General features: G+C 70.1%; 30 protein-coding genes. 10 read left to right on the forward strand and 20 right to left on the reverse strand.

Going from position 1 to position 24,446, the window contains the following annotated elements; all coding sequences use genetic code 11:
* Positions 1 to 393: 393 nt before the first annotated feature.
* Positions 394 to 1,299 carry a glycosyltransferase gene (locus tag ACFHW1_RS05445; protein WP_416556196.1) on the reverse strand — a complete coding sequence of 302 codons (906 nt, stop codon included), beginning with the start codon at positions 1,297 to 1,299 and terminating at the stop codon, positions 394 to 396.
* Between the two features lie 249 nt (positions 1,300 to 1,548).
* On the opposite strand from ACFHW1_RS05445, the gene ACFHW1_RS05450 reads away from it, so the two are divergent.
* A complete protein-coding gene (locus ACFHW1_RS05450; protein ID WP_416567788.1) occupies positions 1,549 to 2,358 on the forward strand; it encodes a WecB/TagA/CpsF family glycosyltransferase in 810 nt (269 codons plus the stop codon).
* Positions 2,355 to 3,329, forward strand: coding sequence for a glycosyltransferase family 2 protein (locus ACFHW1_RS05455; RefSeq protein WP_416567789.1), 975 nt, complete (start codon positions 2,355 to 2,357; stop codon positions 3,327 to 3,329). The genes ACFHW1_RS05450 and ACFHW1_RS05455 overlap by 4 nt, the downstream gene beginning before the upstream one ends.
* Before the next feature lie 55 nt (positions 3,330 to 3,384).
* Here ACFHW1_RS05455 and ACFHW1_RS05460 read toward each other — a convergent pair whose 3' ends face one another.
* The 4 genes from ACFHW1_RS05460 to ACFHW1_RS05475 all read right to left on the reverse strand — a co-directional run bounded on the left by ACFHW1_RS05460 (position 3,385) and on the right by ACFHW1_RS05475 (position 6,865).
* On the reverse strand, positions 3,385 to 4,200 hold the full coding sequence (locus ACFHW1_RS05460) for an alpha/beta hydrolase (protein ID WP_416556148.1): 816 nt from the start codon (positions 4,198 to 4,200) through the stop codon (positions 3,385 to 3,387).
* A 43-nt stretch (positions 4,201 to 4,243) separates the two neighbouring features.
* Positions 4,244 to 4,603, reverse strand: coding sequence for a hypothetical protein (locus ACFHW1_RS05465; protein WP_416556147.1), 360 nt, complete (start codon positions 4,601 to 4,603; stop codon positions 4,244 to 4,246).
* 35 nt (positions 4,604 to 4,638) lie between these two features.
* The gene (locus tag ACFHW1_RS05470; protein WP_416556146.1) at positions 4,639 to 6,228 is read right to left on the reverse strand and encodes a 3-hydroxyacyl-CoA dehydrogenase family protein; all 1,590 of its coding nucleotides are present in this window, start codon (positions 6,226 to 6,228) and stop codon (positions 4,639 to 4,641) included.
* Between the two features lie 94 nt (positions 6,229 to 6,322).
* Positions 6,323 to 6,865: an FHA domain-containing protein gene (locus ACFHW1_RS05475; RefSeq protein ID WP_416556145.1), complete on the reverse strand. Its 543-nt coding sequence runs from the start codon at positions 6,863 to 6,865 to the stop codon at positions 6,323 to 6,325.
* A 346-nt stretch (positions 6,866 to 7,211) separates the two neighbouring features.
* Between ACFHW1_RS05475 and ACFHW1_RS05480 the strand changes: the two genes are divergently transcribed.
* Positions 7,212 to 8,714, forward strand: a complete 1,503-nt coding sequence (locus ACFHW1_RS05480) for an aldehyde dehydrogenase family protein (RefSeq protein ID WP_416556144.1) — start codon at positions 7,212 to 7,214, stop codon at positions 8,712 to 8,714.
* Between the two features lie 7 nt (positions 8,715 to 8,721).
* On the opposite strand, the gene ACFHW1_RS05485 is transcribed toward ACFHW1_RS05480, so the two are convergent.
* Entirely contained in the window at positions 8,722 to 10,104 is a 1,383-nt protein-coding gene (locus tag ACFHW1_RS05485) for a DUF2786 domain-containing protein (protein WP_416556143.1), read from the reverse strand.
* Positions 10,105 to 10,154: 50 nt separating this feature from the next.
* The gene (gene nucS, locus ACFHW1_RS05490) at positions 10,155 to 10,811 is read right to left on the reverse strand and encodes an endonuclease NucS (protein ID WP_416556142.1); all 657 of its coding nucleotides are present in this window, start codon (positions 10,809 to 10,811) and stop codon (positions 10,155 to 10,157) included.
* A 69-nt stretch (positions 10,812 to 10,880) separates the two neighbouring features.
* Here nucS and ACFHW1_RS05495 point away from each other — a divergent pair, with 69 nt between their 5' ends.
* Entirely contained in the window at positions 10,881 to 11,498 is a 618-nt protein-coding gene (locus ACFHW1_RS05495; RefSeq protein ID WP_416556141.1) for a DUF4126 domain-containing protein, read from the forward strand.
* Between the two features lie 32 nt (positions 11,499 to 11,530).
* Here ACFHW1_RS05495 and ACFHW1_RS05500 read toward each other — a convergent pair whose 3' ends face one another.
* Genes ACFHW1_RS05500 through ACFHW1_RS05520 form a run of 5 tightly spaced genes read right to left on the reverse strand, consistent with a single transcriptional unit; the run spans position 11,531 to position 15,178 of the window.
* A complete protein-coding gene (locus tag ACFHW1_RS05500) occupies positions 11,531 to 12,274 on the reverse strand; it encodes an ABC transporter permease (protein WP_416567791.1) in 744 nt (247 codons plus the stop codon).
* Entirely contained in the window at positions 12,271 to 13,173 is a 903-nt protein-coding gene (locus ACFHW1_RS05505; protein WP_416556139.1) for an ABC transporter ATP-binding protein, read from the reverse strand. The genes ACFHW1_RS05500 and ACFHW1_RS05505 overlap by 4 nt, the downstream gene beginning before the upstream one ends.
* 21 nt (positions 13,174 to 13,194) lie before the next feature.
* The gene (locus ACFHW1_RS05510; RefSeq protein ID WP_416556138.1) at positions 13,195 to 13,920 is read right to left on the reverse strand and encodes a hypothetical protein; all 726 of its coding nucleotides are present in this window, start codon (positions 13,918 to 13,920) and stop codon (positions 13,195 to 13,197) included.
* Positions 13,917 to 14,813 (reverse strand): ATP-binding cassette domain-containing protein, encoded by an 897-nt coding sequence (locus ACFHW1_RS05515; RefSeq protein ID WP_416556137.1) that lies wholly within the window; start codon positions 14,811 to 14,813, stop codon positions 13,917 to 13,919. The genes ACFHW1_RS05510 and ACFHW1_RS05515 overlap by 4 nt, the downstream gene beginning before the upstream one ends.
* Positions 14,810 to 15,178, reverse strand: coding sequence for a GntR family transcriptional regulator (locus ACFHW1_RS05520; RefSeq protein ID WP_416556136.1), 369 nt, complete (start codon positions 15,176 to 15,178; stop codon positions 14,810 to 14,812). Before ACFHW1_RS05520 ends, ACFHW1_RS05515 begins: the two co-directional genes overlap by 4 nt.
* Positions 15,179 to 15,324: 146 nt before the next feature.
* Here ACFHW1_RS05520 and ACFHW1_RS05525 point away from each other — a divergent pair, with 146 nt between their 5' ends.
* Complete coding sequence (locus tag ACFHW1_RS05525) at positions 15,325 to 16,185, forward strand: ABC transporter ATP-binding protein (RefSeq protein ID WP_282232093.1); 861 nt, start codon at positions 15,325 to 15,327, stop codon at positions 16,183 to 16,185.
* Between the two features lie 71 nt (positions 16,186 to 16,256).
* Entirely contained in the window at positions 16,257 to 17,057 is an 801-nt protein-coding gene (locus ACFHW1_RS05530; protein ID WP_416556195.1) for an ABC transporter permease, read from the forward strand.
* Positions 17,058 to 17,220: 163 nt separating this feature from the next.
* Here ACFHW1_RS05530 and ACFHW1_RS05535 read toward each other — a convergent pair whose 3' ends face one another.
* The 3 genes from ACFHW1_RS05535 to ACFHW1_RS05545 all read right to left on the reverse strand — a co-directional run bounded on the left by ACFHW1_RS05535 (position 17,221) and on the right by ACFHW1_RS05545 (position 18,776).
* Positions 17,221 to 17,775: an AAA family ATPase gene (locus ACFHW1_RS05535; protein ID WP_416556134.1), complete on the reverse strand. Its 555-nt coding sequence runs from the start codon at positions 17,773 to 17,775 to the stop codon at positions 17,221 to 17,223.
* 279 nt (positions 17,776 to 18,054) lie between these two features.
* Positions 18,055 to 18,273, reverse strand: coding sequence for a winged helix-turn-helix domain-containing protein (locus ACFHW1_RS05540; protein ID WP_281551357.1), 219 nt, complete (start codon positions 18,271 to 18,273; stop codon positions 18,055 to 18,057).
* A 308-nt stretch (positions 18,274 to 18,581) separates the two neighbouring features.
* Positions 18,582 to 18,776, reverse strand: coding sequence for a helix-turn-helix transcriptional regulator (locus ACFHW1_RS05545; protein WP_278171167.1), 195 nt, complete (start codon positions 18,774 to 18,776; stop codon positions 18,582 to 18,584).
* Between the two features lie 329 nt (positions 18,777 to 19,105).
* Here ACFHW1_RS05545 and ACFHW1_RS05550 point away from each other — a divergent pair, with 329 nt between their 5' ends.
* The gene (locus tag ACFHW1_RS05550; RefSeq protein WP_416556133.1) at positions 19,106 to 19,510 is read left to right on the forward strand and encodes a DivIVA domain-containing protein; all 405 of its coding nucleotides are present in this window, start codon (positions 19,106 to 19,108) and stop codon (positions 19,508 to 19,510) included.
* On the forward strand, positions 19,507 to 19,959 hold the full coding sequence (locus ACFHW1_RS05555) for a hypothetical protein (protein ID WP_416556132.1): 453 nt from the start codon (positions 19,507 to 19,509) through the stop codon (positions 19,957 to 19,959). The genes ACFHW1_RS05550 and ACFHW1_RS05555 overlap by 4 nt, the downstream gene beginning before the upstream one ends.
* An 81-nt stretch (positions 19,960 to 20,040) precedes the next feature.
* Here ACFHW1_RS05555 and ACFHW1_RS05560 read toward each other — a convergent pair whose 3' ends face one another.
* The 3 genes from ACFHW1_RS05560 to murA all read right to left on the reverse strand — a co-directional run bounded on the left by ACFHW1_RS05560 (position 20,041) and on the right by murA (position 22,657).
* Positions 20,041 to 20,226, reverse strand: a complete 186-nt coding sequence (locus tag ACFHW1_RS05560; protein ID WP_416556131.1) for a hypothetical protein — start codon at positions 20,224 to 20,226, stop codon at positions 20,041 to 20,043.
* 43 nt (positions 20,227 to 20,269) lie between these two features.
* Entirely contained in the window at positions 20,270 to 21,118 is an 849-nt protein-coding gene (locus ACFHW1_RS05565) for a 3-hydroxyacyl-CoA dehydrogenase family protein (RefSeq protein WP_416556130.1), read from the reverse strand.
* Between the two features lie 123 nt (positions 21,119 to 21,241).
* Positions 21,242 to 22,657 carry a UDP-N-acetylglucosamine 1-carboxyvinyltransferase gene (murA, locus tag ACFHW1_RS05570; protein ID WP_416556129.1) on the reverse strand — a complete coding sequence of 472 codons (1,416 nt, stop codon included), beginning with the start codon at positions 22,655 to 22,657 and terminating at the stop codon, positions 21,242 to 21,244.
* Here murA and ACFHW1_RS05575 point away from each other — a divergent pair.
* Together ACFHW1_RS05575 and ACFHW1_RS05580 are read left to right on the forward strand one after the other, a co-directional pair.
* A complete protein-coding gene (locus tag ACFHW1_RS05575) occupies positions 22,656 to 23,228 on the forward strand; it encodes a cob(I)yrinic acid a,c-diamide adenosyltransferase (protein ID WP_416567794.1) in 573 nt (190 codons plus the stop codon). The two genes, murA and ACFHW1_RS05575, sit on opposite strands and share 2 nt — an antisense overlap.
* A 25-nt stretch (positions 23,229 to 23,253) precedes the next feature.
* A complete protein-coding gene (locus ACFHW1_RS05580) occupies positions 23,254 to 23,643 on the forward strand; it encodes a VOC family protein (protein WP_416556127.1) in 390 nt (129 codons plus the stop codon).
* 21 nt (positions 23,644 to 23,664) lie between these two features.
* On the opposite strand, the gene ACFHW1_RS05585 is transcribed toward ACFHW1_RS05580, so the two are convergent.
* Both ACFHW1_RS05585 and ACFHW1_RS05590 read right to left on the reverse strand, forming a co-directional pair.
* Positions 23,665 to 24,102 (reverse strand): DUF2550 domain-containing protein, encoded by a 438-nt coding sequence (locus ACFHW1_RS05585; protein ID WP_278171179.1) that lies wholly within the window; start codon positions 24,100 to 24,102, stop codon positions 23,665 to 23,667.
* A 13-nt stretch (positions 24,103 to 24,115) separates the two neighbouring features.
* Entirely contained in the window at positions 24,116 to 24,406 is a 291-nt protein-coding gene (locus ACFHW1_RS05590; protein WP_123603387.1) for a F0F1 ATP synthase subunit epsilon, read from the reverse strand.
* Between the last annotated feature and the right edge of the window lie 40 nt (positions 24,407 to 24,446).

Genomic DNA, 24,446 nt, shown 5'->3' on the forward strand with positions numbered 1-24,446 from the left:
GGCGGTGGGGCGCGGCGACGGGCGACCGGCCCGCCGGGCGCGCGGCGACCCGGGTAAACCGGACGAACTGGCCGTGGACGATCCCGGGATCGGTTCGTCCCGCCCCCCGTCCGGCTCAAAAGAATCCTTGCTCACCACGAGATGTACACCTCTCGGGACATGGTCCGTTGTCGGTATTGCGTTCGGCGGATCTCCCCCAGGCACTCCCCGTCCCGACGGTACGCAGCGAACTACGCCGACCGACCGGGGCCGAGGCTGACGTTAACCCAGGCCACGGACCTTCCCAAGGAACTTAATGCTCTCTTATGGCAAGCTGGCACGGCCCTGAGCCCACTCGCAGCCGACGTGAATGGTGAAATTCACTCACCTCGTACATCGACAGATCGAGATCATTTACCGGCCAGTCGGGCCGGATCCGGAGGCGTCGACCGCCGAGAGTGGATCAGCGGCATCACCGGTCGGCGAACCGGCGGTGGTCCGTCCCCAACCGGAGCGCACGCTCCATCCAGGAGAACGCCGCCTCAACTCTGCAGCAAAGGTGATCGCCACATAACAGAACGCTGCCGGAACAAGATGTGGCGCCGTGAGTACGACCCGCCGCAACCAGGACCAGGGACGGGAACCGGGCACCGGATCAAGCGCCAACTCGGCGCCCTGCGGATCCGTTCGGACGAACTCCCAGAACTCGGCGTTACCGGCACGAGATCTGGCCACTCGCCGGACCAACTCACCCGTACGCCGCGGTGCCACCACCCGTACGGGCAGGTCAACGTCCCGCTTTTCGTCGGATCTGACCACTGCGTCGAGAAACATGTCGTCGGCGATAATGTCCGGAAAATCGGTGAATCTCGCCCGCGCAGCGGCGGAGATCGCGATCAACCCACGGCCGAAGAGACGGCCGCTGAATATCGGCAACCGCGCATTGATCGCGTAGTAGGCCCGCACCGGCCAGGTACTCGCCGAGGTGTCGATCACCGGTCGCGGCGCCGCCGCCTCCACGCCGGGTTCGGCGATCACGACGGCGAGCGCGCGTAGAAGTTCCACCGATACCGCGATGTCCGCGTCCAGATAGATCCGGACGTCTCCCCCGGCGATCTCGTCGGCGGCGTTGAGCGCGGCGATTTTCGACGGCGCGGTGATCTCCAGCACCCGGGCGCCGCAGGACCGGGCGACCGCCGCGGTCCGGTCGGTGCAGCCGTTGGCGGCCACGATGATCTCGACGTCCGGCCCGAAGGACGGCGATTCGGTCATTGCACGCAAGACTGGGCCGATCCCTTCTTCCTCGTTGAAGGCCGGCATGATGACGGTAATCTGCACAACCACGATGCTTCCATTCACGGACGATGCGACAACCAGTCGAATGGGCAACCTCACTATCGCCTAGCTGACACCGATTGGCCCATCCGGTGGACCACTACGCCGAGTACGGTGCAGCTTGTGCCTCGTGACCAGTACCCCGTTACCGCAAATAGGCATCGGATCACTCTGAGCAATGTCGCTTTTGATCCCGTTCGAGAAGAAGACGTCATCCGCCACGTCGTCGTCGCGTTGGACGCCGGCACCGGCGGCCAGATCATCACCCCGAATGTGGATATTCTGCGCCGCGCCAGCCGCGAAGAGGAGTGTCACAGACACATAGAGTCATCAACTCTGGTAGTCGCAGACGGTGCGCCACTAATCTGGGCCAGCCGGATCAGCGGTGACCCGCTGCCGGCCCGGGTCCCCGGATCCGACCTGATCTGGAGCCTGTCCCGGGCGCTCGGCGAACAGCGCCGGTCGGTCTACCTGCTCGGTGGCGAGCCGGGCACGGCGGTGCAGGCCGCCGCCGTACTCCGTCGCGAGTTCCCCCAGCTCACCATCGCCGGCAAGCTCAGCCCGCCGTTCGGGTTCGACCGGTCCGAGGAGCAACTCACCCAGATCTGCGCCGAGGTGGCCGCCGCCCGACCGGACCTGATCTTCGTCGGGCTCGGCTTCCCCAAACAGGAACGGCTCATCGCCCGGCTCCGGCCGATGCTGCCGAACACCTGGTTCATGGGTTGCGGAGCGGCGATCGGCTTCGTCGCCGGGGTACACCGTCGGGCCCCCCGGTGGATGCAGCGCACCGGGTTGGAATGGATGCACCGGCTGCTCCGCGAGCCACACCGGCTCTCCCGCCGCTACCTGCTGCACGACGTACCGTTCGCGCTGCAGTTGCTCGGCGGCAGCGTCCGAACCCGGTTGCGGCGCGGCGACCGGGCCACGAACACCGGCAGCGAGTCTGCGCTCCCGCCGACCCGGCACATCCCGGCCCCCCGGGACAGCCAGGACAGCCAGGACGCCAACCGTCCCGACCCGGTCGGCTCCGGGAACCGCCCGTGAGCCGCCCCGACGTCTCGGTCGTCATCGTCTCGTACAACACGAGCCAGCTGATCGTGCGCTGCCTGACCGAGCTGTACGCGAGCCTGACCCCGGACGTCACAGCGGAGGTGGTGGTGGTCGACAACGCCTCCACCGACGGCTCCGCCGACACCATCGCCGACCGGTTCCCGCAGGTCCGCCTGGTACGGCTGACGGAGAACGTCGGGTTCGGCCGAGGCATCAACCGTGGGGCGGCGGTCAGCACCGGGCGCTACCTGCTCTGTCTCAACCCGGACACCGTTCCGGTCGGCCATCCGGTCACCGAGCTGGTCACCTTCGCCGACCGGCACCCCGGTCACGGCCTGTACACCGGGCGCACCCTGCACCCCGACGGCACCGACGACAACTACTCCTGCTGGGGCACGCCCACGGTGTGGAGCATCTTCGGCTTCGCCAGCGGGCTGTCGACCGTGTTCCGCGGCCGGGCCTGGGCGGATCCGGAGGCGCTGCCCGGTTACGACCGCCAGTCGGTACGCGAGGTGCCGGCGCTGTCCGGCTGCATGCTGCTGATTGAGCGGGAGCTGTTCGGCCGACTCGGCGGCTTCGACCCGCAGTACTTCCTCTACAGCGAGGACATCGACCTCAGCACCCGGGCCAGGGCGCTGGGTGCCCGCCCGGTGCTGACCCCGTCCGCTCAGGTGGTGCACCTGGTCGGCGCCTCGTCCAGCTCCGAGGGGCAACGGATCCGGATCCTGCGCGGCAAGGCCACCTACGTCCGGCGGCACTGGTCGCCGCTGCGGTCCTGGACCGCTGTCCGGCTGCTGGTCGCCGGGGTCGGCCTACGGGCGGTGGGCAAGACGCTGCTCGGCCGGGACCGGTCCCGGGGCGTCGACTGGATCGAGGTCTGGCGCTCCCGCCGCGACTGGGCGGCCGGCTACCCGCCGGTCGAGGAGGATCGGCCGACCACCGAACGGCTCGAACCGGCCGGCTGACCGCCCCGGCCGACCCACCCCGCAGGCACGTCGTGCGGCGGCCGCACCTGTGCGGTCATCCTTCGTCGGCCTGCCGCTGCGGCGGTCCGGCGACCGGGACATCGGCGAACGCCGCCACCGTCCGGTCGGCGTACGCGTTGGCGTCGCCGTACTGCATCGGACCGTCCCAGCTGGTCGGCAGCGGCACGGTGACCTGCGGCGCGACCCGGCGGACCACCTCGTCGAGCACCCGCTCCACCTGGCCGACCCAGAGATGGCGGGCTCCTGCGACCCCGACCACCTCCGCCTGACCGACCACGGCGAACCGCCGGGTCGCCTCGTCCGGCCGCAGGTAGTCGTCCAGCTCCGGGACCAGCGCGGTGAGTGGCTTGCCGGACGCCGACCAGGTAGCCAGGTCGGCGTCGGTGGCGAAGCGCAGCGGCGGCGACAACAGGATCGCGCCCTCGACCGCCGGGTCGCAGCCGTAGCGCAGCGCCAGGTCGGTGCCGAACGACCAGCCGAGCAGCCAGATCCTGGGCAGCTCGGCGAACTCGGCGTACTCGATCGCCGCCGCGACGTCGAACCGCTCCCCCTCGGCCGAGTCGAAGCTGCCGCCGCTGGTGCCGCGCTCGCTGCTGGTGCCCCGGGTGTTGAACCGGAGCACGGCCACGTCGGCCAGCGCCGGCAGCCGCCAGGCGGCCTTGCGGAACACGTGGCTGTCCATCATCCCGCCGTGGGTCGGCAGCGGATGCAGGCAGACCAGCGTGGCGACCGGCGGACGATCGGCTGGCAACGCCAGCTCACCGACGAGGGTGAGCCCGTCGGCGGTCTGCAGCTCGATGTCGCGGCGCTCGGCGGGCAGGATCGACATGGACCGGATCGGCTCGCTCACCCGGCCAGTCTCGCACTGCCCTGACCGGTCGGCCCGCCGGGGATCAGCCGTAGCGGGGCGCGGAGCGGGACCGCTCGACCGCCGGCCGCCGCTGCTCGCGGGCCCGCCAGCAGCCGGAGTGCCAGTGCCGCCGGTCGGTCAGATCACCCCGGCCGTCCGCCGGCCAGGCGACCACGTGCGGCACGCCCGGCCGGATCTCCTGCACGCAGCCCGGGCAGCGGTACATCTTGGTCGCCGCCGGACCGGGCACCGACCGCACCATCCACTCGCCGTCGCTGAACGACTGCACGGCGGCGACGCCCCGACGCACCCGCTCCGGGTCGACCGGCTCGGGCTGGCCGGGATCGCCGTGGCCGACGCGACCGGCGGACCGGCGGGTCGGGCGGTTGCGGCGCGGACTCATGCTCGCAAGGGTACGTCGCCGGTGCGGCGCCCTGCTCAGCCGGCGTGGTCGCGGAACCCGCCACCGGTGCGCCGGCCGAGCCGACCGGCGGTCACCAGGTTGCGCAGCAGCGGGGCGGGTGCCAGACCCGGCTCGGGCAGCTCCCGGTGGATGGCGGTCTGGACGGCCAGCGCCACGTCCAGGCCGACGGTGTCGAGCAGCTCGAACGGCCCGGCGGGATAGCCACAGCCGAGCTTCATCGCCGCGTCGATGTCGTCCGCCGTCGAATAGTTGCTCTCCAGCATCCGGACCGCGTCGTTGAGGTACGGCAACAGCAACGCGTCGGCGATGAAGCCGGCGCGGTCGCCACAGGTCACCGCGGTCCTACCGAATGCCGCGCAGAGTTGGTGCGCGGCCCGCACCGCGGTCGGCGAGGTCCGGACGGTACGCACCACCTCGACCAAACGGGCCTGCGCCGCCGGACCGCCTACGAAGTGCAGCCCGACCACGTCGGCTGGCCGGCCGGTGGCCATCGCCACGTCGATCACCGGTGCCGTCGACAGGCCGGCCACCACCACCAAATCGACGGCGGCCAGGTCACGCGCGGCCAGGTCACCGGGGCCGGCGACCGTGACGACGTCGACTCCGGCGGCGGTGAGGACCTCGGCGACGTCGGTCGCGACCGTGCCGGACCCGATCACCCCGACCGTACGCGGTGCCGGGTGACCGGCCTCGGCGGCGGCCACCGGGGTGAGGTCGTCCGGGGCGAGCCGCGACGAGCCCGGTGCCTGGTAGGTGTAGAAGCCCCGGCCGGACTTGCGGCCGAGCAGCCCGGCGGTGACCATCTGCCGTAGCAGCGGTGCGGCCGCGTGCCGGCGGTCGTGGCCACCACGCTGGTACAGCGTCTCCAGCACCTGGTACGCGGTGTCCAGACCGATCAGGTCGAGCAGCGTCAGCGGGCCCATCGGCAGGCCGTGGCCCTGCTGCATGGCCGCGTCGATGTCCTCCCGGCTGGCGTACCCGGTCTCGTACATCCCGATCGCCTGGTTGAGGTAGCCGAACAGCAGCGCGTTGGCGATGAATCCGGCGCGGTCGGCAACGCTCACCCCCACCTTGCCGAGCCGGGCGCAGAGCGCCTGGACGTCGCGGGTCACCTCGGACTCGGTCACCACGGTGCTGATCACCTCGACCAGCCGCATCACCGGTGCCGGGTTGAAAAAGTGCAGCCCGACTACCTGGCCGGGACGCTCGGTGGCGACAGCGATCTCAGTGACGCTCAACGACGAGGTGTTGGTCGCCAGGACGGCCCCCGGTGGGCATACCCGGTCGAGTTCGGCCAGCAGGTGTCGCTTGAGGTCGAGCCGCTCCGGGACCGCCTCGACGGCCAGGTCGACGTCGCGGAGTGCGTCGAGTCCGACCGCGAAGGTCACCCGGGCGTGCAGTGCGTCCCGGTCCGCCGGGTCGAGTTTGCCGCGGGCGACAGCCCGGTCGGTGGACGCCCTCAGGTTCTCCCGGCCCTTGTCCAGTGCCGCCCCGTCCACCTCGACGGCGACCACGTCGACGCCGTTGCGGGCGAAGACCTCGACAATCCCGGCACCCATCGTACCGAGCCCGACCACTCCCACGGTTTTGAACTCGCGCGCCACCTGGTCTCCGTCCGTCACCTGCGTCGGCCCGATGCATGGCGAGTCTGCCACGAACCGCCACACCGTCGTTCAGGAGCACCACGACCGGCGGCGTTCAGGAGAGCACCACGACCAGCCAGGTCAACCAGCCGACCAGGAAGACCCCGGCCAGCCCGGCCATCAGCAGCGTGCTGGGCCGACGTCGGGGGCGCATCGGCTGGGTGGGCTCGCCGAGCGCGGTGTGCAGCGGTGAATTCGGTCCGGTGGTCGGCCGCACCGGCGCGCCGGGCAACGCCGCCGTGGCCGGTCGGGGGATCCGGGTGCCGACCGGGTCGGTGAGCGCCGAGGCTGGGTCGTAGAACCGCAGTTCCACGCCGCCAATCCGGATCCGGTCGCCGTCGCGCAGCTCGGTCGGCTGCCGGATGCGCAGGTCGTTGACCCAGGTGCCGTTCGTCGACTCCTGGTCGGTCAGCACGGTACGGCCGCCACCGGCGGTTAGCACCGCGTGGCACCGGCTGACCTTGATGTCGTCGATGGTGATGTCCAGGCCGGCGTCCCGACCGATCATCCGTTCCCCGGGCGACAGCCGGTAACTGGCCCCCGGAGTCGGGCCGGTTATCACCTGTAGGAGAGGTAGCAGCGACTGGTGTTCGGACATCAGCTGGTGAAGTGCCTTCCCCCCTCGACAGCGACGCACGTCGCGCCGCCCGTTGCAGCCTGCCAGCTCCCGCCGGATCGGAACATGGTCCGTTGTCCGGTGTTGGTCGCCGGCCGGGTCAGGTCCGCGCCACCGGTTCGACGGTGGTCCGCGACAACCGGACACCCGCCCTGGCGCCAGCTGGCCAAGGCTGTCATTACATCGCCAAGAATCGAAGTCCCGCTATCCGCGAGTACCCTTCACGGCTAACCTCGGACAATACTGCGAAGCGGCCGACCAGCCCGATCCGGGGCCGGCGCAGCAACCACGGCCGGCGCAGCAACCACGGCTGGTGAAGGAGGCCACGGTGACAGCGGTACGGATCCCAGGCCGACCGGTGATCGACGGCAAGCATCTTCTCTCCTCCCACCCGGCGACCGGAGCGCCCGTAGGCCGGGTCCCGATCGCCGACCGCGATCAGGTCGCGGCGGCGGTGGCCGCAGCCCGGACCGCCACCGGCCACTGGATCGGGATCGGCCAGGCGCAACGCCGCCGCCAGCTGCTGCGCTGGCGCTCGCTGCTCGCCACCCGGATCACCGAACTCGCCGACCTGATCAACCGGGAATGCGGCAAACCGATGGCGGAGGCGATCGTCGAGGTAGCCGCCGCCATCGAACACATCGACTGGGCTGCGCAGAACGCGAAACGGGTGCTGGGTGTCCGGCGGACTCGTACCCGGCTGGTCACCGCCGAGTTCGCCGGACACCTGGAGTACCAGCCACTCGGCGTGGTCGGCGTGATCGGCCCGTGGAACTACCCGGTCCTCATCCCAATCGGCCCGATAGCGTACGCGCTGGCCGCCGGCAACACGGTGGTGTTCAAGCCGAGCGAGTACACGCCGGCGACCGGGCAGTGGCTGGCTGACACCCTTACCGAGGCGGTCGGAGCGAGGTCGGTTCTGACGGCGGTACACGGCCTCGGCGACGTCGGAGATGCGTTGTGCCGGTCCGGAGTGGACAAGCTGTCGTTCACCGGCTCGTCGCGTACCGGCCGCCTGGTCATGGCCGCCTGCGCCGAGACGCTCACCCCGGTGGTGATCGAGGCCGGCGGCAAGGACGCGATGATCGTCGACGACGACGCCGACATCGACGCGGCGGCAGAGGCCTGCGTCTGGGGTGCGATGACCAACGCCGGGCAGAGCTGCATCGGCATCGAGCGGGTGTACGCCATGGCCCCGGTGTACGACGCGTTCGTCGACGCGGTGGTGGACCGGGCCGGCCGGCTGACCGTCGGCAGTGGACCAGATGACCAGGTCGGGCCGATCACCATGCCCGGACAGCTCGACATCGTCCGACGGCACATCAAGGACGCGCTGGCCGCCGGTGGTCGGGCGGTGCTCGGCGGTGCCGCAGCGGTACAGCCACCGTACGTGCATCCGACCGTGCTGGTCGACGTACCGCCCGACTGTACCGCCGTCCGGGAGGAGACCTTCGGACCGACCGTCACGATCAACCGGGTCGAGACCATCGACGAGGCGATCGCGGCGGCCAACGACACCAGGTACGGCCTGGGCGGCGCGGTCTTCAGCAAGCGGCGGGGGATCGCCGTCGCCCGCCGGATCCGCAGCGGAATGGTGTCGATCAACTCGGTGCTCACCTTCGTCGGGTTCAGTGAGCTGCCGTTCGGCGGGACCGGCGAATCGGGTTTTGGCCGGGTGCACGGTGAAGACGGACTGCGGGAGTTCTCCCGACCGAAGGCGATCACCCGCCGCCGGGCACCGTCGCTGCTGCCGACGATGACCTTCGAGCGGACCGCGACCGACGTGGCCCGCATCGTCAAGGTGATCAAACTGCGGTACGGCCGCGACTGATCTCGGGTCAGCCGGCGATCGGCTGATGGGCGCCGAGGCTGGCCTGGTCGGCGGCGGTGGTGCCGGCGATCCACCCGGCCCGGTTGTGGCCGCCGATCGACCGGCTGGTCACCGTCGGGAAGAGCCGCTCGGTCGCCCGGTCCACCTGCTCGTCGCGGGCCGCCAGCACCGGCACCAGCGCGGTGCCGGTTCGCGCGGCCGCCTCCCGGCCGACGTCGTCGGCGGCGGTACGCAACCGCTGCCCGATCCGCACCGCGTACGCCTCCAGGAAGGACTGGCGGAACGACCGGGTGGTCGACTGCCCGCCCCGGCCACGCTGCGGGCCGTTGCGCAGCATCGCTGCGGTGGCCTGTACCAGCAGCGAGGTGTGCAGCAACTCAACCGACTCGCAGTCGGAGGCGAACCCGACGACGGTGGCGAAGCCGAGATTGTTGGACCACACCGACCGGCAGCCGTTCGCCTCGGCGACCTGCTGCAGCAGCAACGCCTTCGCCTGCTCGTACGGTGCCTCCAGGCCGATCCGTACGGCCACCGGGTCGGCCTGTGGCCCGCCGGCCCCGGTCTGCTGCGCGGCGAGCAGCGCGTGGTCGATGCGGTGCCGGGTCATCAGCTCCTGGGCCTTGGCCGACAGCGCTTCGGCCTCCTCCGCGAATTCGGTCGACTCGGCCTTGGCCAGCAACGCCCGGATTCGGCCGAGCTGCCGCTCGTCCACGTCCTCGGTCGCGGACGGGGCCGCAGCGGTCGGCCGCTGGCGCTGCGGCCCGTCGTCGCCGGGGCGGACCGTGCCGGGCAGGGGGGCCACCAGCTCCAGTCTCGGCAGGCCGATCAGCAGCCCGGCCACCCGCACCGCGAGCAGCACGGCAGCGGACCGGTCCAGCTTGGCTCCGGCCGCCCAGGCGGTCAGCCGGTGGTCGGGCGGAGCAGCACCCCACACGTCGAGGTCGAGATCACGCAGCTGGCGGTGCCAACGGTCGGCGACCGTCGCCGGCGCGTACCCGCGCAGCTGGGCCGCGACGTACCCGGCGATTAGGCTCACCGCCCGCTTGCCGAGCTCGCGGCCGGTCACCCGCAGCACGTCGGCCGGCATCCAGCCGTGGCCCCACAGCCCGGCGGCCACCTGCCGCAACGCCTCGTCCACCGCCTGGTCCACCAGCCGGTCGTCGGCTGCGACCAGCGCGGCCACGCACTCGTCGAGGTCGTCCGGTCGGTCGGCTGTCGCCATCCGGGCCGCCCGACGCAGCAGCTCGTCGACCCGCTGCGCCTCGGTCGGTGGCCGGTACAAGCCGAACCCGTCGGGGTAGGCCGCGCCGGCGGCCTGCGCCCGTTGGCGTTGCCGCTGCTCCCTGGCCTTCTTCTTCGCGGCTCGACGTTGCTGGTTGCGCACACCCATCGGCGGACTCCAAAATCGGTGCGTGGGAGCTGGTCAAAGATCGATGCCGCTCAGAAGAGGGTGAGTTCGTCCCGTTCGATGCCGCGCAGCTTGTCGTAGTCGACCACCACGCACCGGATACCACGGTCCTCGGCAAGCACCCGGGCCTGCGGTTTGATCTCCTGCGCGGCGAAGATGCCGGTCACCGGCGCCAGCAGCGGATCCCGGTTGAGCAGTTCGAGGTAGCGGGTCAGCTGCTCGACACCGTCAATTTCGCCCCGCCGCTTCACCTCGACCGCGACGCTCGCCGCACCGTCGCGACAGAGCAGGTCCACCGGGCCGATCGCGGTCATGTACTCCCGCCGCACCAGGGTGAAATCGTCACCGAAGGTGGTCGGGTTGGCGGCGAGCAGTTCCTGGAGATGCGCCTCCACCCCGTCCTTGCGCAGGCCAGGGTCGACACCCAGGTCGTACGACAACTCCTGAAGAATTTCCTCCAGGGTGATCCGCAGTTCCTCGCCGGTCTTGTTGACCACCCGCCACATACCCGGCGTCTCCTCCAGCCGGCATGGCGGGCTCATCCAGTTCAGCGGCTTGTACGCCCGGTCGTCGGCGTGAATCGAGACCGATCCGTCCGCTTTGACCATCAACAGCCGGGTGGCCGGCGGCAGATGTGCCGAGAGCCGACCGACGTAGTCCACCGAGCATCGAGCAATCACCAGCCGCACCCGACGAGGGTAGCGCCAGCGGTGCCCGCGTACCGCGCAGGGCTGGCGCGGCGGTGCGATCCTGGTGACGTGTTCGAACTGCTGACCGGGACCGGGCTGGCCGCATCCGCAGGGCTCAACGCCTACATCCCGCTGCTGACCGTCGGCGTGCTCGCCCGCTACACCAGCCTGATCACGGTGCCGGACGGCTGGCAGTGGATGTCCGACGAATGGGTGCTGGGCATCCTCGCCGTCCTGCTGGTTGTCGAGGTCGTCGCCGACAAGGTGCCGGTCGTCGACCACGTCAACGACGTGGTGCAGACGGTCGTCCGGCCGACCGCCGGCGGGCTGGCGTTCGGCGCGGGGTCGGCGTCGGAAACAGTGACGGTCAGCGACCCCGGGGAGTTCTTCTCCTCGGACCAGTGGGTTCCGGTGCTGGTCGGTGTGCTGATCGCGCTCGGCATACATCTACTCAAGGCGACCGCCCGACCGGTGATCAACACCGCCACCGCCGGGATCGGCGCGCCGGTAGCGAGCACTGCCGAGGACGCGACCAGCGTGGTGATGTCGGTCGTCGCGATCCTGCTGCCCGTCCTGGTGCTGGTCTTCCTGGTGGCGCTGCTGATCGGCGGGCCGCTGCTGATCCGCCGGGCCCGGCAGCGCCGCCGGGAGCGGCGGGCGGCCCGGGCCGCCGGATACCGGGTCTGACCGGACACCCCCGCGCCGCGCATCGCATCGCATCACCGCCAGCGGAACAAGCGGGCCGCCAGGGCACCGACCACCGCCAGGTAGCCGACCATCACCAGCAGGTGCAGCGGACGGACCGCATGCCCGGCCCAGCTGGCCTGCAAGGCCTGACTCAGCGCGCCGAGCGGGGTGAGGTCGCTCAGCCGGCGGATCGTCTCGGGCATCATCGGCCCAGGGGTCCACACCCCGGCGAAGAACAGCATCGGGAAGTAGACCAGCATGCCGATGCCGTTCGCCGCCCGTCCGGTCGACGCCAGCGCCGCGATCAGCAACCCGACCGTGAAGGTGGCCGCCCCGCCGAGCAGGAACACGCCGAGGAAGCTCACCGGGTGCTCGGGCAGCGGCACCTGGAACGCGACCGCCGCTGCGGCGACGGCCAGACCGACCGCGAGCGTCGTGGCGGCCACCGAGACCAGCAGCTGGGCGCCGAGCAGCTTCGCCGGGCGTACCGGGGTGGTGGCCATCCGGCGCAGCACCCCGCGTTCCCGGTACCCAGCCATGGTCGTCGGCAGGGAGTTGATCGCGACGCCGGCGACCGCCAGCGCGACCACCACCGGCAGGTAGATGTCGATCGGACGCAGGCCGGCGAGCTCCGCAACGGGGGTACGGAAGCCCGGCATCGCCACACCCAGGACGACGATCAGCAGCATCGGGAAGGCCAGCGCCATCACGATCATCGCCGGGTCCCGCAGGAACAGTTTGGCCTCCATCACGGTGAGCCGGCGCAGCGCGGTCATCGGTCGCCTCCGGTGAGGGTGAGAAAGGCTTCGTCCGATGTGGCCTGCTGCAGGCGCAGCTCGCGCGGCGTGACGCCGTGCCGGGACAGCGCCGCCGCGACGGCGAAGAACAGCTCCGCACCGCCGTCGACGACGACCTCACGACCGTCGAGGGTCGCGGCGGTGACCTGCGGCAGCTCGGTCAGCAGGGCGAGGTCGAGCGGCCGGTCCGGGACGAACCGGATCAGCTGCCCGCTGTCGACGCTGGCGGCCAGCCCGGCCGGGGTGTCGAGGGCGACCACCCGGCCGGCGTCGATCACCGCGACCCGGTCGCAGAGCCGCTCCGCCTCCTCCATCAGATGCGTGACCAGCACCAGGGTGACGCCCCGGTTGCGGACCGATTCGACAAGTCCCCAGGTGTCCCGGCGGGCCGCCGGGTCCAGCCCGGTGGTCAGTTCGTCGAGGAACGCCACCTTCGGGTCGCCGACCAGGGCCAGGGCGACGGACAGGCGCTGCTTCTGCCCGCCGGAGAGCTGGCCGAAGCGGGCGTCGTGCCGGGCGGACAGGCCGAGCAGGTCGAGCAGTTCCCGCCAGTCGGCCGGCTGGCGGTAGTAGGAGCTGTAGAGCTCCAGTGCCTCCCACACCTTGATCCGCTCCGGCAGCTGGCTCTCCTGCAGCTGCGCGCCGAGTTGCTGGCGCAGCCGCGCGCCATCGCGCCGCGGGTCCAGGCCGAGCACCCGTACGGTGCCCCGGTCCGGCCGGCGCAGCCCGAGCGCGCACTCCACAGTGGTGGTCTTGCCGGCACCGTTACGGCCGAGGATCCCGAAGATCTCCCCCTCATCGACGGTGAACGACACGTCGTCCACTGCGACCAGGTCGCCGTACCGCTTGTGCAGATGCTCGATCTCGATGACGGACATGGCGTCGCTCCTCAGCTCTCCTCAGCCGGAGATCTTCTTCAGTGGCAGCCGGCGAACCAGCAGCCAGGTGACGGCACCGGCGACCAGCAGGGTCAGCAGCGCGATCGCCGTTCCGGTGCCAGCGTGTGCCTCGTCGTCAAGGCCGAGCATCCGGGCGAGGCCGAACCCGGTCCATTCGGTACGGAAGCCGATCTCGACGACGAACGCCGGCAGCAGCACCACTGGCAGCAGCAATGTCCCCCACCAGGGATCGAGCAGGTGGTAGACGATCGCGGTCAGTACCCCGGCCGCCATGTAGCCCAGGTTGACCAGGCTGTACTCCAGCCAGATCGCGGCGGCGTCGCCTACCGAACCGACCAGGTACGGCTCGGTGAGCCCGTCGAGCAGACCGAAGACGTCGAGGGTCAGGTATTCGAGGCCGAAGCCGAGCGTCGTCAGGGTGGAGAAGCCGAGGGCGTACGGCACGAGGAAGCCCCAGGAGCCGATCAGCGCGTCCCGCCGGGTGACCCCGTGGGCGACGAACATCGGCAGGTAGGTGCCGACGGCGATGATGCCGAAGACGAAGGTGAACCAGCGCGGTGCCTGCAGCCCCATGCTCTGCCACATGCTCGTCTCGACCGTGCCGAACCGGGCGATCAGGCCGATGACCACGGCCCAGACCAGGTAGATGATCGTCCAGTACCACCCGGCCAGCGGCAGCGACCGGCGCAGCAAGGTACGGGTGATTCTGCAGGTGATGGCGTTCATCGCCGCATCTCCTTGTTGTCCGCTGTGTCCGCCGTGAGGTGTACGAACAGGTCCTGCAGCCCGATCGGGCCGAGCTCCAGGCCGGCGGCGCGGGCGGCGGCCCGGTCGCCGTCGTCGATGGCACCGAAAACTGTGGTGGACCGGGTGCCGCCGAGCTGCTGGCTGCCGAGCACGGTGCGTCCGGTGACGAACGCGTCGACGGCGGCGGCCGGGCCGGTCACCGCGGTCCCCCGGGCCCGCAGCGTCTCGGTCTCCTCGTGGGCGACCAGCCGGCCCCGGTGCAGCACCACCACCTCCTCGAACAGCGACCCGACCTCCTCGATCAGGTGCGTGGAGAGCACAATGGTGCGCGGGTGGGCGAGGTAGTCGTTGAGCACTTCCGCATAGAAGGCGTACCGGCTGGGCGCGTCGAGGCCGAGGTAGGCCTCGTCGAAGATGGTCAGCGGCGCCCGGGCGGCCAGCCCGAGGGTGACGCTGAGCGCCGACTTCATGCCCCGGCTCAGCCCGTTGAGCCGCTTACGCATCGGCAGGTCGAACCGCTCGACCAGGCGGGCGGCGTAGTCGGAGTCCCAGTTCGGACGCAGCGTCGCGGCGAGGTCCAGGATGCAGCCGACCCGATCGGTGTCCTGGGCATCGACCTTGTCCCGGACGAAGGCGATCTGCGACATGATCGCCGCGTTCTCGAACGGATCGGCGCCGCCGATGCGCACCGAGCCGCTGGTGGCGGCCCGGAAAGCGGCCAGTACGGCGAGCAGGCTGGTCTTGCCGGAGCCGTTGCGGCCGAGCAGTCCGTAGATCTTGCCCGGGGCGAGAGTGAGGTCGAGCGAGTCGACGGCAAGCGTGTCGCCGTAGCGGACGGTGAGATTGCGGGTCTCGATCCCCAGGCCGGTCACTGGTGTTCCCCTTCTGCTGCATGTTGAATACGGGCGACGACCTCGGCCAACGGGATGCCGATGATCCGGGCCTCGGTGACCATCGGGTCGACGACCTCGGTGAAGAACCGGTCGCGGCGCTGGCCGCGCAGCGTCTCGCGGGCGTTGGGGCTGACGAACATGCCGATCCCGCGCTTCTTGAACAGCACGCCCTCGTCGATCAGCTGGTGGAAGCCCTTGGCGGCGGTGGCGGGGTTGATCCGGTAGTAGCTGGCGTACTGGTTGGTGGACATGACCTGCTCGCCCTCCTGCAGCGCCCCGCTCAGGATGTCGTTTTTGATCTTGTCGGCTATCTGCTGATAGATCGGACTTCGATCATCGAACACGGGAGCACCTCTGGTTCACTGGTTCATTACTCGTGTAATGAACCGTAGCACCGGCGAACCAGCCCGGTCCAGCCCGCCAGCGGTGTCCGTCACCACCACGACACCCGGACGCCTTCCCCCGCACGGCAGGGGCGATAGTTGACGCCATGAGCGACAAGGCGGCGGACGCGCCGGCCATCGAGGTACGCGGGCTGCGCAAGATGTACGCCGGGACACCGGCGGTGGACGGGGTCGACCTGACCGTGCGGCGCGGCGAGGTGTTCGCTCTGCTCGGCCCGAACGGCGCTGGCAAGACCACCACCGTCGAGATCCTGGAGGGCTACCGCCGCCGCGACGCCGGCGAGGTCCGGGTGCTCGGCGTCGACCCCGACCCTGGTACGCCGCAGTGGCGCTCCCGGATCGGCATCGTGCTGCAGGGCACCGGCGAGTTCGACGAGTTGACCGTCGCCGAGGTGGTCGGCCACTTCGCCGCCTTCTACCCGACACCGGACGACCCGGCGGCGGTGATCGACCGGGTCGGCCTGGCCGGCAAGGCCCGCGCCCGCACCCACACCCTGTCCGGCGGGCAGAAGCGTCGCCTCGACGTGGCGCTCGGCATCGTCGGCCGACCGGAGCTGCTCTTCCTCGACGAGCCGACCACCGGCTTCGACCCGGAGGCCCGCCGTGAGTTCTGGGAGCTGATCCGGTCACTCGCCGGTGCCGGCACCACCATCCTGCTGACCACCCACTACCTGGACGAGGCCGAAGCCCTCGCCGACCGGGTCGGGGTGATCGCCGCCGGCCGGCTCGTCGAGGTGGCACCCCCGGCCGAGCTGGGTGGTCGGCGGGACGCCCTGGCCACCGTCGCCTGGCGTACCGCCGACGGAACGGCGCACCGCGAGGAGAGCGCGACGCCGACGAAGCTGGTCGCCGAGCTGGCCGCGCGCTTCGACGGCGAGGTGCCCGGCCTGACCGTCACCCGGCCCACCCTGGAAGACGTCTACCTGCGGATGATTGGACACAAGTGAACGCGACCACCGGCGGCACCGCCGGCGCTGTGACCTCGCCGACGGCCGGCACCCCCGGCACCTCGTCGTCCGTGCCTCGGATCGGGCCGGCGCGGCTCGGGCTGCGTCAGGGCCGGTTGGAGATCCGGCAGTTCATGCGCAGCCGCGAGTCGGTCGTGTTCACGATGGCCTTCCCGGTCATCATGATCCTGATCTTCGCGTCGATCTTCACCGGCGAGATCACCGACGGTGTCCGGTTCACCCAGTACTTCATCACCGGCATGATCGCCACCGGGCTGATGACCGTCGGGTTCCAGAGCCTGGCCATCCAGATCCCGATCGAGCGGGACCGGGGTGTACTCAAGCGGCTGCGCGGCACCCCGATGCCGAAATGGGTCTACTTCGCCGGCAAGGTCATCATGGTCGCGGTGATCGGGTTCGCCGAAACGGTGCTCCTGCTGGCCGTGGCGACCCTGCTGTTCGACCTGCAACTTCCGGACACGGCGGTCAAGTGGTTCACCCTGGGCTGGGTGTCGGTGCTCGGCATCACCGCCTGCACGCTGTGCGGCATCGCGTTCTCGTCGCTGGCGCGCAGCGGTCGCAGCGCCTCGGCAGTGGCCACCCCGGTGTCTCTGGTGCTGCAGTTCACCTCCGGCGTCTTCTTCGTCTTCACCTCGCTGCCCGGCTGGATGCAGCAGATCGCCGCGCTCTTCCCGCTCAAGTGGATGTGCCAGGGGCTGCGCTCGGTCTTCCTGCCGGAGTCCTTCGGCACCCAGGAGCCGGGCGGCTCGTTCGAGCTGGGCATGGTCGCGCTGGTGCTGGCCATCTGGTGCGTCATCGGCCTGGTGCTCTGCCTGACCACGTTCCGCTGGACCACCAAACGCGACGGCTGACTGCCAGGGGCACCAAGGTGCGCGCCGAAGACGTGATGCCGCAGGTGCATCTTGATGTACCTGCGGCATCACGCTCAACCGGCACCCCAACCCGGCGAGGTGGCACGACCGCCGACACCTGGCCGTGGTCGAGGACCACAATGCAAGGTGTCGACCGGTCGGCTCACCGTCCGGCGTTTACGAAAGCGACGATCTCGTCGAGCCCAGGACGGTAGCCGTCGCTGGCGTCCACTTCGATCTCGGGTACGTCGAGTCGGACGGGCTGGAAGCCGTGGTGGCCGACGGCAAAGGTCTGATGGTCACCGAGGGACGTATCGGCGTGGGCGCGCCGGGTTGCGTTCTCGTTCTGCCGTCGCTGGACGCGGCCGAAGGCCGTCTGCGCGGCGACCCGGCAGTGCACCACCCGGATGTCGGCGATTCCGATCAATGGCTGCAGGCCGGGGCGCCACAGGCGGTCCTGGAAAGCCGCCTCGGCGACCGTGGTGACCCCAGCGGTCAGCAGCAGTCGCAGCACGTTGAAGAAGGTGGGCAGGGTCCGAAGGGTCAGCTCGTTGCTCGGTGCGGCGATGATGCCGCCGGCAGTGTGGACCATGCCCTCCTTGATCTCGTCGCGGCAGATCGCCGGGCAGCCGATCCGCCGGGCGAGCAGGTGGGCAAGCGTCGTCTTGCCGGCCCCTGGTGGTCCGCTGATGACGACAAGGGTCGGCTTTGTTTCCACCACGTCGTTATAGCGCGGCGGCCGGTGCACGGGCAGGGGCGGCTCTGAGTAGTCATAGTCATCCACGGCCAGAAATATCCCCGCCAACTGGCCACCAGCGAAGACCGAACTGGCCACCGACACACCGCCGGCTGACGCGGATGATCATCCGCGCCCTGCCGAACGCTATCGAGGTGAGGCCTACGCACGTTATTTTCGCTTTTTAGCGTGCGTAGGCCTCACCTGATCATGAACTACGGCCGCCCGAGCCACCCCTGTCCGCCCAACGCCGACACGCAGTCACTTTGGTTCGGCCACGAACACGCCGACTCCTTCGAGGGTCTCGGTCAGCCCGGTGGCACGGAGGATCATCATCGCCTTGCCGACGACGGTGTCCGAGACGTCGTACTCGCGGCAGAGCTGTGAGCGGCTGGGCAGCTTTGTGCCCGGTGGCCACTCGCCAGACTCAATCTTCGCTCGTAGCTCGTCGGCAAGAACTTGGTACTGCTGCTTGGGCATACACACTCCCCGGATGGCATGCCCATTTGATCACGCTTCTACCTCCAACCTCAACCAGTTGCACGTTGCTCGTTGGCCTACAACCGGTGGCGATTGTAGGTTGATGGCGAACGCTCCCGGATGGCTCTTGGGGCGGTCACCTCCGGTCGGGGCGGTCAGCGAGTCACGCCGTTGGGCGTCCCGGCCCCGAAGGTTCGCCCTGGTCGCCGTACCGCAGCAGCACCAGCGGCAGCAGCAAGCAATGGGGAGGAAGAGGAGATGCGTGAACTGCGGCGCCGGCGGCGGCCGCGGCCTCGACCCCGGCGAGGTCAGTCCTCGCGTTGGCTCGGCCGGTTGGCCGCGATCCAGGCCGCCACCTCGTCGCGGCTCCAAATGCGCATCCGGCCGTTGCCCACCACGTCGATCGGCTCGGGGAAGCCCGGCCGGCGAACGATCTCCACGGCCCTCGTCCTCGACACGCCGCCGAGCATCGTGGCGATGTCTGCCAGGGCGACGAGCTTCACAACCTGAACGTAGGTCGGCAAGGTGTTACTACTTCAGCACTTACCGACTTGACACTGTCGAAGTGATAAGTGAGGCTGTTGGGAACAGAGATGAGCAGGTGAGTGACAACGGTCCGGGCCGGTCAGCGAGTCACGCCGTTGGGCGTCCCGGCCACCAAGGTTCGCTCTGGTCGCCGTACCGCCAAGGAGGGCTGCGGCGATCGGGGTGGGGTGGCCTGCCGGCATCGGCAAGCGGCAGGGCCACCCCCGTCCACCCACCAACGACACCCGGATGAGCGGAACCAGCAGCAACACCAGCGGCAGCAGCGAGCAATGGGAAGGAAGACGAGATGCGTGAACTGTGGCGACGGTGGCAGGTCCGCCGGCAACGACGCACCATGGCCGCCACACCACCGGCCAGCTGGCCCGCCGGCAGCGCCACCGGCGTCTACCGGGCACCCGGCACCCCGGCCGGCCACAATCAGCGCGGGTCGGCGTACCGACCGGTCCGGCCCTGGCAGGTCCGCAGCCACCGCTTCCCGACGGTCCCCCGGCGCGGCGGCGGCCGCGGCCTCGACCCCGGCGAGGTCGCCGCGTTCCTCGACCGCGTCGCTCACGATCTTGGCATCGTGTACGCCGAACTCGAACGCACCTGGGAGCAGAACGACCGGATCAAGGACGCGCTGCGCCGCTGGCAGTCCACGCACGCAACGCCCACTCGGCACGGCGTCTACCAGGGCGGCGCACGCCGGTGACCGGGTCGACGCCAGTCGTCGGCAGCAGTGGCGGTCCGGCGCTGACCGTACGGGCCGCCACGGCCGCCGACGTCGAACCCCTGGCCGAGTTGTTGGCACAGGCGTGCGTACTGGACCCGGTGGTGTCCTGGCTGATCAACGACCACGCGTTGCGGTACCTGACGATGCACCGGTTCTTCGCCGCCGAGCTGGAGTACGCCGTCCGGCACGGCATCGTCGACGTGGTCGGGCACTGCGACGGCGTGGCGATCTGGTACCCGCACCCGGCAGACCGGCTCCTGTCGGCGGAACATCAGCGGCGCCGGTTGCGGGCCTGCGGTGACCGGCACGGCCCGTACGCGCACTACACCTTCACCGCCGGCCGCCTCGAACCGACCGGCCGACACCGGTCAGCTCGCGGGTCAACGGCTTGCCGACCGGATGAGGCCGCTCCAGCAGCAGGCCGGTGAGGAACTCGTCGACGGCCGCCGCAACGGCCAGTGGCGAGCCGACAGGCAGCCCCTCTGTCAGGGCTCGCCGGGCAGCGTGCACTACGGAAAGTCGGTATGCCTCGTCGCTCGCTGCTGTTCGCGCTCCGCGCGGGCAGCAAGCTGGCACAGCAGTTCGTCCGCGTCGATGCCGTGGCCGGCGGCGAGGTCTGCCTCGGCACGCCGGATCTCCTCCAGCGCGCTGGGCGTGGACAACAGGTCGAGGGTCTCTAGGTCAGAGAGCGACATGATGACTACTCTTCTCGCCACGAACCTCGGTCCGGTGGCGATGTCAGTGGCTGTAGAAGCCCTGGCCGGTCTTCCTGCCCAGGTCGCCCGCGGTGACCATGCGCTGCAGCAGCTCCGGCGGGAAGAACTTCTCGTCCGCGGTGTCGGCGTAGATGTTCTTCGCCGCGTGCAGCAGCACGTCCGCCCCGGTCAGGTCGGTGGTGGCCAGCGGCCCCATCGCGTGACCGAAGCCGAGCTTGCAGGCGGTGTCGAGATCCTCGGCGGAGACCACACCGGACTCGACGAGCTTGACCGCCTCGACGACCAGCGCGGCGATCAGCCGGGTGGTGACGAAGCCGGCGATGTCCCGGTTGACCACTACGCAGGTCTTGCCGATCTCCTCGGCGAACGCCTTCGCGGTGGCCAGGGTCGCATCCGAGGTCTTGTAGCCGCGGACCAGCTCGCACAGCTTCATCATCGGCACCGGGGAGAAGAAGTGGGTACCGACCACCGATTCGGGGCGTTCGGTGACTGCGGCGATCTGGGTCACCGGGATCGCCGACGTGTTGGTGGCCAGCACGGCGTCCGCCTTGCAGATCTTGTCGAGTGCCCGGAACACCTCGTGCTTGATCTCGATGCGCTCGAAGACGGCCTCGACGACGACATCAGCGTCGGCCGCTGCCTCCAGCTCGGTAGTGGTGGTGATCCGGCCCATCGTCGACTCGACATCGTCGGCGCTGATCGCGCCCTTGCCAGCGAACTTGTCCAGCGACCGGCGGATGCCGGCGACGCCCCGGGAGGTCGCCGCGTCGTCCAGGTCGCGCAGGATGACCTGCCAGCCCGCCTGGGCGGCAACCTGGGCGATGCCCGAGCCCATCAACCCCGCGCCGATCACTGCCAGCTGACCTGCCATCTCTGCATCTCCTCGTCCACGCGCCTCGACCGGATGTGCCAGCTGGCAGCTTATCCGGCGCACCTGAACGATCGCTAACCCGGTAGGGGCGGTCGGCCGCTGGCCGTACGGCACACCCAGCAGTCAGCCGGCCGGTGCCCCGGACAGCCGCTGCACCTGGACGCCGAGCGAGCACAGGTCGGCCACGTAGTTCGGGTAGCCCCGGTCGATGTGGTGCACGTCGGCGATCTCGGTGACCCCTTCGGCGCAGAGCCCGGCGATCACCAGCCCGGCTCCGGCCCGGATGTCGGTCGCCCGGACCCGGCCGCCGACCAGCCGTTCCCGGCCACGTACCACCGCGTGATGGCCGTCGGTCCTGATGTCCGCGCCCAGCCGCAGCAGTTCGTCGACGAACTGGAACCGGCCGTCGAAGATGTTCTCGGTGACCAGTGACGCGCCCTCGCTGACCGAGGCCAGGCCGATCGCCATCGGCAGCAGGTCGGTGGCGAAGCCGGGGAACGGCAGGGTGACCACGTCCACCGCCCTCGGCCGACGTTCCATCCGTACCCGGAAACCGTCGCCGGTGGTGTCGACGGTGGCCCCGGAGGCCGCCACCTTGTCGAGGGCGACAGCCAGGAACGACGGGTCGACGCCGCGTACCGTGACGTCGCCGCGGGTCATCGCGGCGGCGAACGCCCAGGTGCCGGCGACGATCCGGTCGCCGATGGTGCAGTGGCGGACCGGCCGCAGCTCCGGCACGCCCTCGATCCGCAGGGTGGCGGTGCCGGCGCCGTCAATCTGGGCGCCCATCTCGGTGAGCATCGCGCAGATGTCGACGATCTCCGGCTCGCGGGCCGCGTTGTCGATCTCGGTGATCCCGTCGGCCAGCACCGCCGCCATCACCAGGTTCTCGGTGGCGCCGACGCTCGGGAAGTCCAGCCAGACCGTCGCTCCGTGCAGGCCCCGCGCGGCCGAGGCGACGACCAGTCCGTCGGCGGCGGAGATCTCGGCACCCATCCGGGCCAGGCCGGCCACGTGCATGTCGAGCCCGCGCGAGCCGATCGCGTCGCCGCCCGGTTGGGCGACGGTGACGCGTCCGCACCGGGCCAGCAGCGGACCGAGTACGCAGATCGACGCCCGCAGCCGGCGGACCAGATCGACGTCGGGCTGACAGCTGGGTGCCGGCGGCACGTCGATGACCACGGTGTCGGCGCGCGGCGAGCCGGCAGCCGACCGCGAGCCGGCGACCAACGACGGTCCGGCAACCGACAGCGGGTCGGACCCGCTCATGGTGACTTCGCAGCCGAGTCCGCGCAGCACGTCGGCCATGATGGCGATGTCGGTGATCCGCGGCACGTTGCCGATCACCGTCCGGCCCGGTGCCAGCAACGCCGCCGCCATCAGTTTCAACGCCGAGTTCTTCGCGCCCTCTACCGGCACCGTCCCGGCGAGCCGACTACCGCCGCCGACCCGGATGACGTCTCCGGACGCGGCCGGCGGCAGAGCTGGCTCGACGGTGGCGCTGCCGGCGCGGCTGAGAATCCGTACCCTGTCGCTCATGGCCGTCCACCTCACCCGCATCTACACCAAGGCCGGGGACACCGGCACGACCAGGTTGAGCAACAACGAACAGGTCGCCAAGACCGACCTGCGCATCTGCGCGTACGCCGACGTCGACGAGTGCAATGCCGCGCTCGGTGCCGCCGTCGCCCTCGGCGATCTCGACGAAACGCTGCGCGGAATGCTCGGGCAGATCCAGAACGACCTGTTCGATGTCGGCGCCGACCTGGCCACCCCGGTCGAGCCGGAGCCGGCGTACCCGCCGCTGCGGGTAACCGAGGCGTACGTCACCCGGCTGGAGGGGTGGTGCGACGAGCACAACTCACGGCTGGCCAAGCTTGACTCCTTCGTCCTGCCAGGCGGTACCCCCGGTGCCGCGCTGCTGCACGTGGCCCGTACCGTCGCCCGGCGGGCCGAGCGTTCGGCATGGGCGCTGATAACCCACGAACCGGAACGAACTAGTGCTCTTCCGGCAAAGTATCTCAATCGTCTCTCGGATCTGCTGTTCATCTTGTCCAGAACCGCAAACCCGGACGGCGACGTGCTGTGGAAACCGGGCGGCGGACGCTGATTCCGACAAGATCGCGGATCAGCAGATGGCCGGGCTGCACCACGTAGAGCTCTGGATACCCGATCTGTCCGGGGCTGAACCGGGCTGGTCCTGGCTGCTGGGTGAACTTGGCTGGCAGCCGTACCAGCGCTGGCCGGCCGGCCGATCCTGGCGGTACGGCGCGACGTATCTGGTGTTGGAGGAGTCCCCGACGCTCAGCAACCGGCGACACGACCGGTGCGCGCCGGGGCTGAACCACGTCGCGTTCCACGCCGGGCCGAGACAGCGGGTGGACGAGTTGGTCGCGGCGGCGCCGGCTCACGGGTGGTCACTGCTGTTCGCCGACCGGCATCCGTACGCGGGCGGGCCGGACACCTACGCCGGGTACCTGGCCGACCGGTACGGCTACGAGGTGGAAGTCGTCGCCGACGGATAGAGCCGGATACTCCTTTGGATGTCAGGCGGCGAGGCTGCGCGAGCTCCCGCCCGGCAGGCTGGCCTCGAGCCAGGAGCTGAAGCCGGTGACCGTCGACTCCGCCATGGCGATCTCGACCGGCGCGTGGTGGCTGGTGCACCGCAGGATCACCCAGTCGTGCGGCAACGCGAGCCGCTCCTGCCCACGCGGGCTGCGCCGGCTCTCCACGGCCAGGCCGTGCCGGGACAGCACACGTTTGGGTCGCAGCGCGAAACTGAACATCCGGTACCAACGCAGCTCATCACCGGCGAACCGGCCGAATCCGGACGACCAGCCACGGCCGTCGACCATGGTGGAGACCCGGAAGCTCAACTTGATGGTGCCGCGCACCCGGACGACCAGCGCCCGCCGGACGAACAGCACCAGGATCGCGGCGAGCAGGATCAGTACGCCGATCCCGAACCATTGGATGGTCGACATCGACGCAGCCCGCTCAGTGTCCGGATGCGGTGGCGGGGGCGGCCGGAGTGGCTTCCTCCGCGAGAATCGTCACTCCGTTGGTGGTCACCGAGAGGAACCCGCCGGCGACGTCGTAGGCGAGCTGCTCCCGCCCCGGCAGCGTGATCCGTACCTGGCCGGGCTCGGCGAGCTGGCCGAGCATCGGCGCGTGGCCGGGCAGTACGCCGAGCTCACCCTCGGTGGTGCGGGCGATCACCATCTCTGCCTCACCGGACCAGACCATCTCCTCGACGGCGACGAGTTCGACGTGCAGTTGCTTGGCCAACGCGGACTCCTTTGATGGCGAGGACCACCCGAGTTTAATC

This window comes from Micromonospora sp. LOL_014, from assembly GCF_048060245.1.
In the GTDB taxonomy this organism is placed as follows: domain Bacteria; phylum Actinomycetota; class Actinomycetes; order Mycobacteriales; family Micromonosporaceae; genus Micromonospora_E.

Excerpts from the sequence above, each read along its gene's own strand:
- ACFHW1_RS05445 (WP_416556196.1), bottom strand. The coding sequence starts at position 1,299 with ATGCCGGCCTTCAACGAGGAAGAAGGGATCGGCCCAGTCTTGCGTGCA.
- ACFHW1_RS05465 (WP_416556147.1), bottom strand. The coding sequence starts at position 4,603 with ATGAGTCCGCGCCGCAACCGCCCGACCCGCCGGTCCGCCGGTCGCGTC.
- ACFHW1_RS05475 (WP_416556145.1), bottom strand. The coding sequence starts at position 6,865 with ATGTCCGAACACCAGTCGCTGCTACCTCTCCTACAGGTGATAACCGGC.
- ACFHW1_RS05485 (WP_416556143.1), bottom strand. The coding sequence starts at position 10,104 with ATGGGTGTGCGCAACCAGCAACGTCGAGCCGCGAAGAAGAAGGCCAGG.
- ACFHW1_RS05500 (WP_416567791.1), bottom strand. The coding sequence starts at position 12,274 with ATGACCGCGCTGCGCCGGCTCACCGTGATGGAGGCCAAACTGTTCCTG.
- ACFHW1_RS05505 (WP_416556139.1), bottom strand. The coding sequence starts at position 13,173 with ATGTCCGTCATCGAGATCGAGCATCTGCACAAGCGGTACGGCGACCTG.
- ACFHW1_RS05510 (WP_416556138.1), bottom strand. The coding sequence starts at position 13,920 with ATGAACGCCATCACCTGCAGAATCACCCGTACCTTGCTGCGCCGGTCG.
- ACFHW1_RS05525 (WP_282232093.1), top strand. The coding sequence starts at position 15,325 with ATGAGCGACAAGGCGGCGGACGCGCCGGCCATCGAGGTACGCGGGCTG.
- ACFHW1_RS05540 (WP_281551357.1), bottom strand. The coding sequence starts at position 18,273 with ATGCCCAAGCAGCAGTACCAAGTTCTTGCCGACGAGCTACGAGCGAAG.
- ACFHW1_RS05550 (WP_416556133.1), top strand. The coding sequence starts at position 19,106 with ATGCGTGAACTGTGGCGACGGTGGCAGGTCCGCCGGCAACGACGCACC.
- ACFHW1_RS05560 (WP_416556131.1), bottom strand. The coding sequence starts at position 20,226 with ATGTCGCTCTCTGACCTAGAGACCCTCGACCTGTTGTCCACGCCCAGC.
- ACFHW1_RS05565 (WP_416556130.1), bottom strand. The coding sequence starts at position 21,118 with ATGGCAGGTCAGCTGGCAGTGATCGGCGCGGGGTTGATGGGCTCGGGC.
- ACFHW1_RS05575 (WP_416567794.1), top strand. The coding sequence starts at position 22,656 with ATGGCCGTCCACCTCACCCGCATCTACACCAAGGCCGGGGACACCGGC.
- murA (WP_416556129.1), bottom strand. The coding sequence starts at position 22,657 with ATGAGCGACAGGGTACGGATTCTCAGCCGCGCCGGCAGCGCCACCGTC.
- ACFHW1_RS05580 (WP_416556127.1), top strand. The coding sequence starts at position 23,254 with ATGGCCGGGCTGCACCACGTAGAGCTCTGGATACCCGATCTGTCCGGG.
- ACFHW1_RS05585 (WP_278171179.1), bottom strand. The coding sequence starts at position 24,102 with ATGTCGACCATCCAATGGTTCGGGATCGGCGTACTGATCCTGCTCGCC.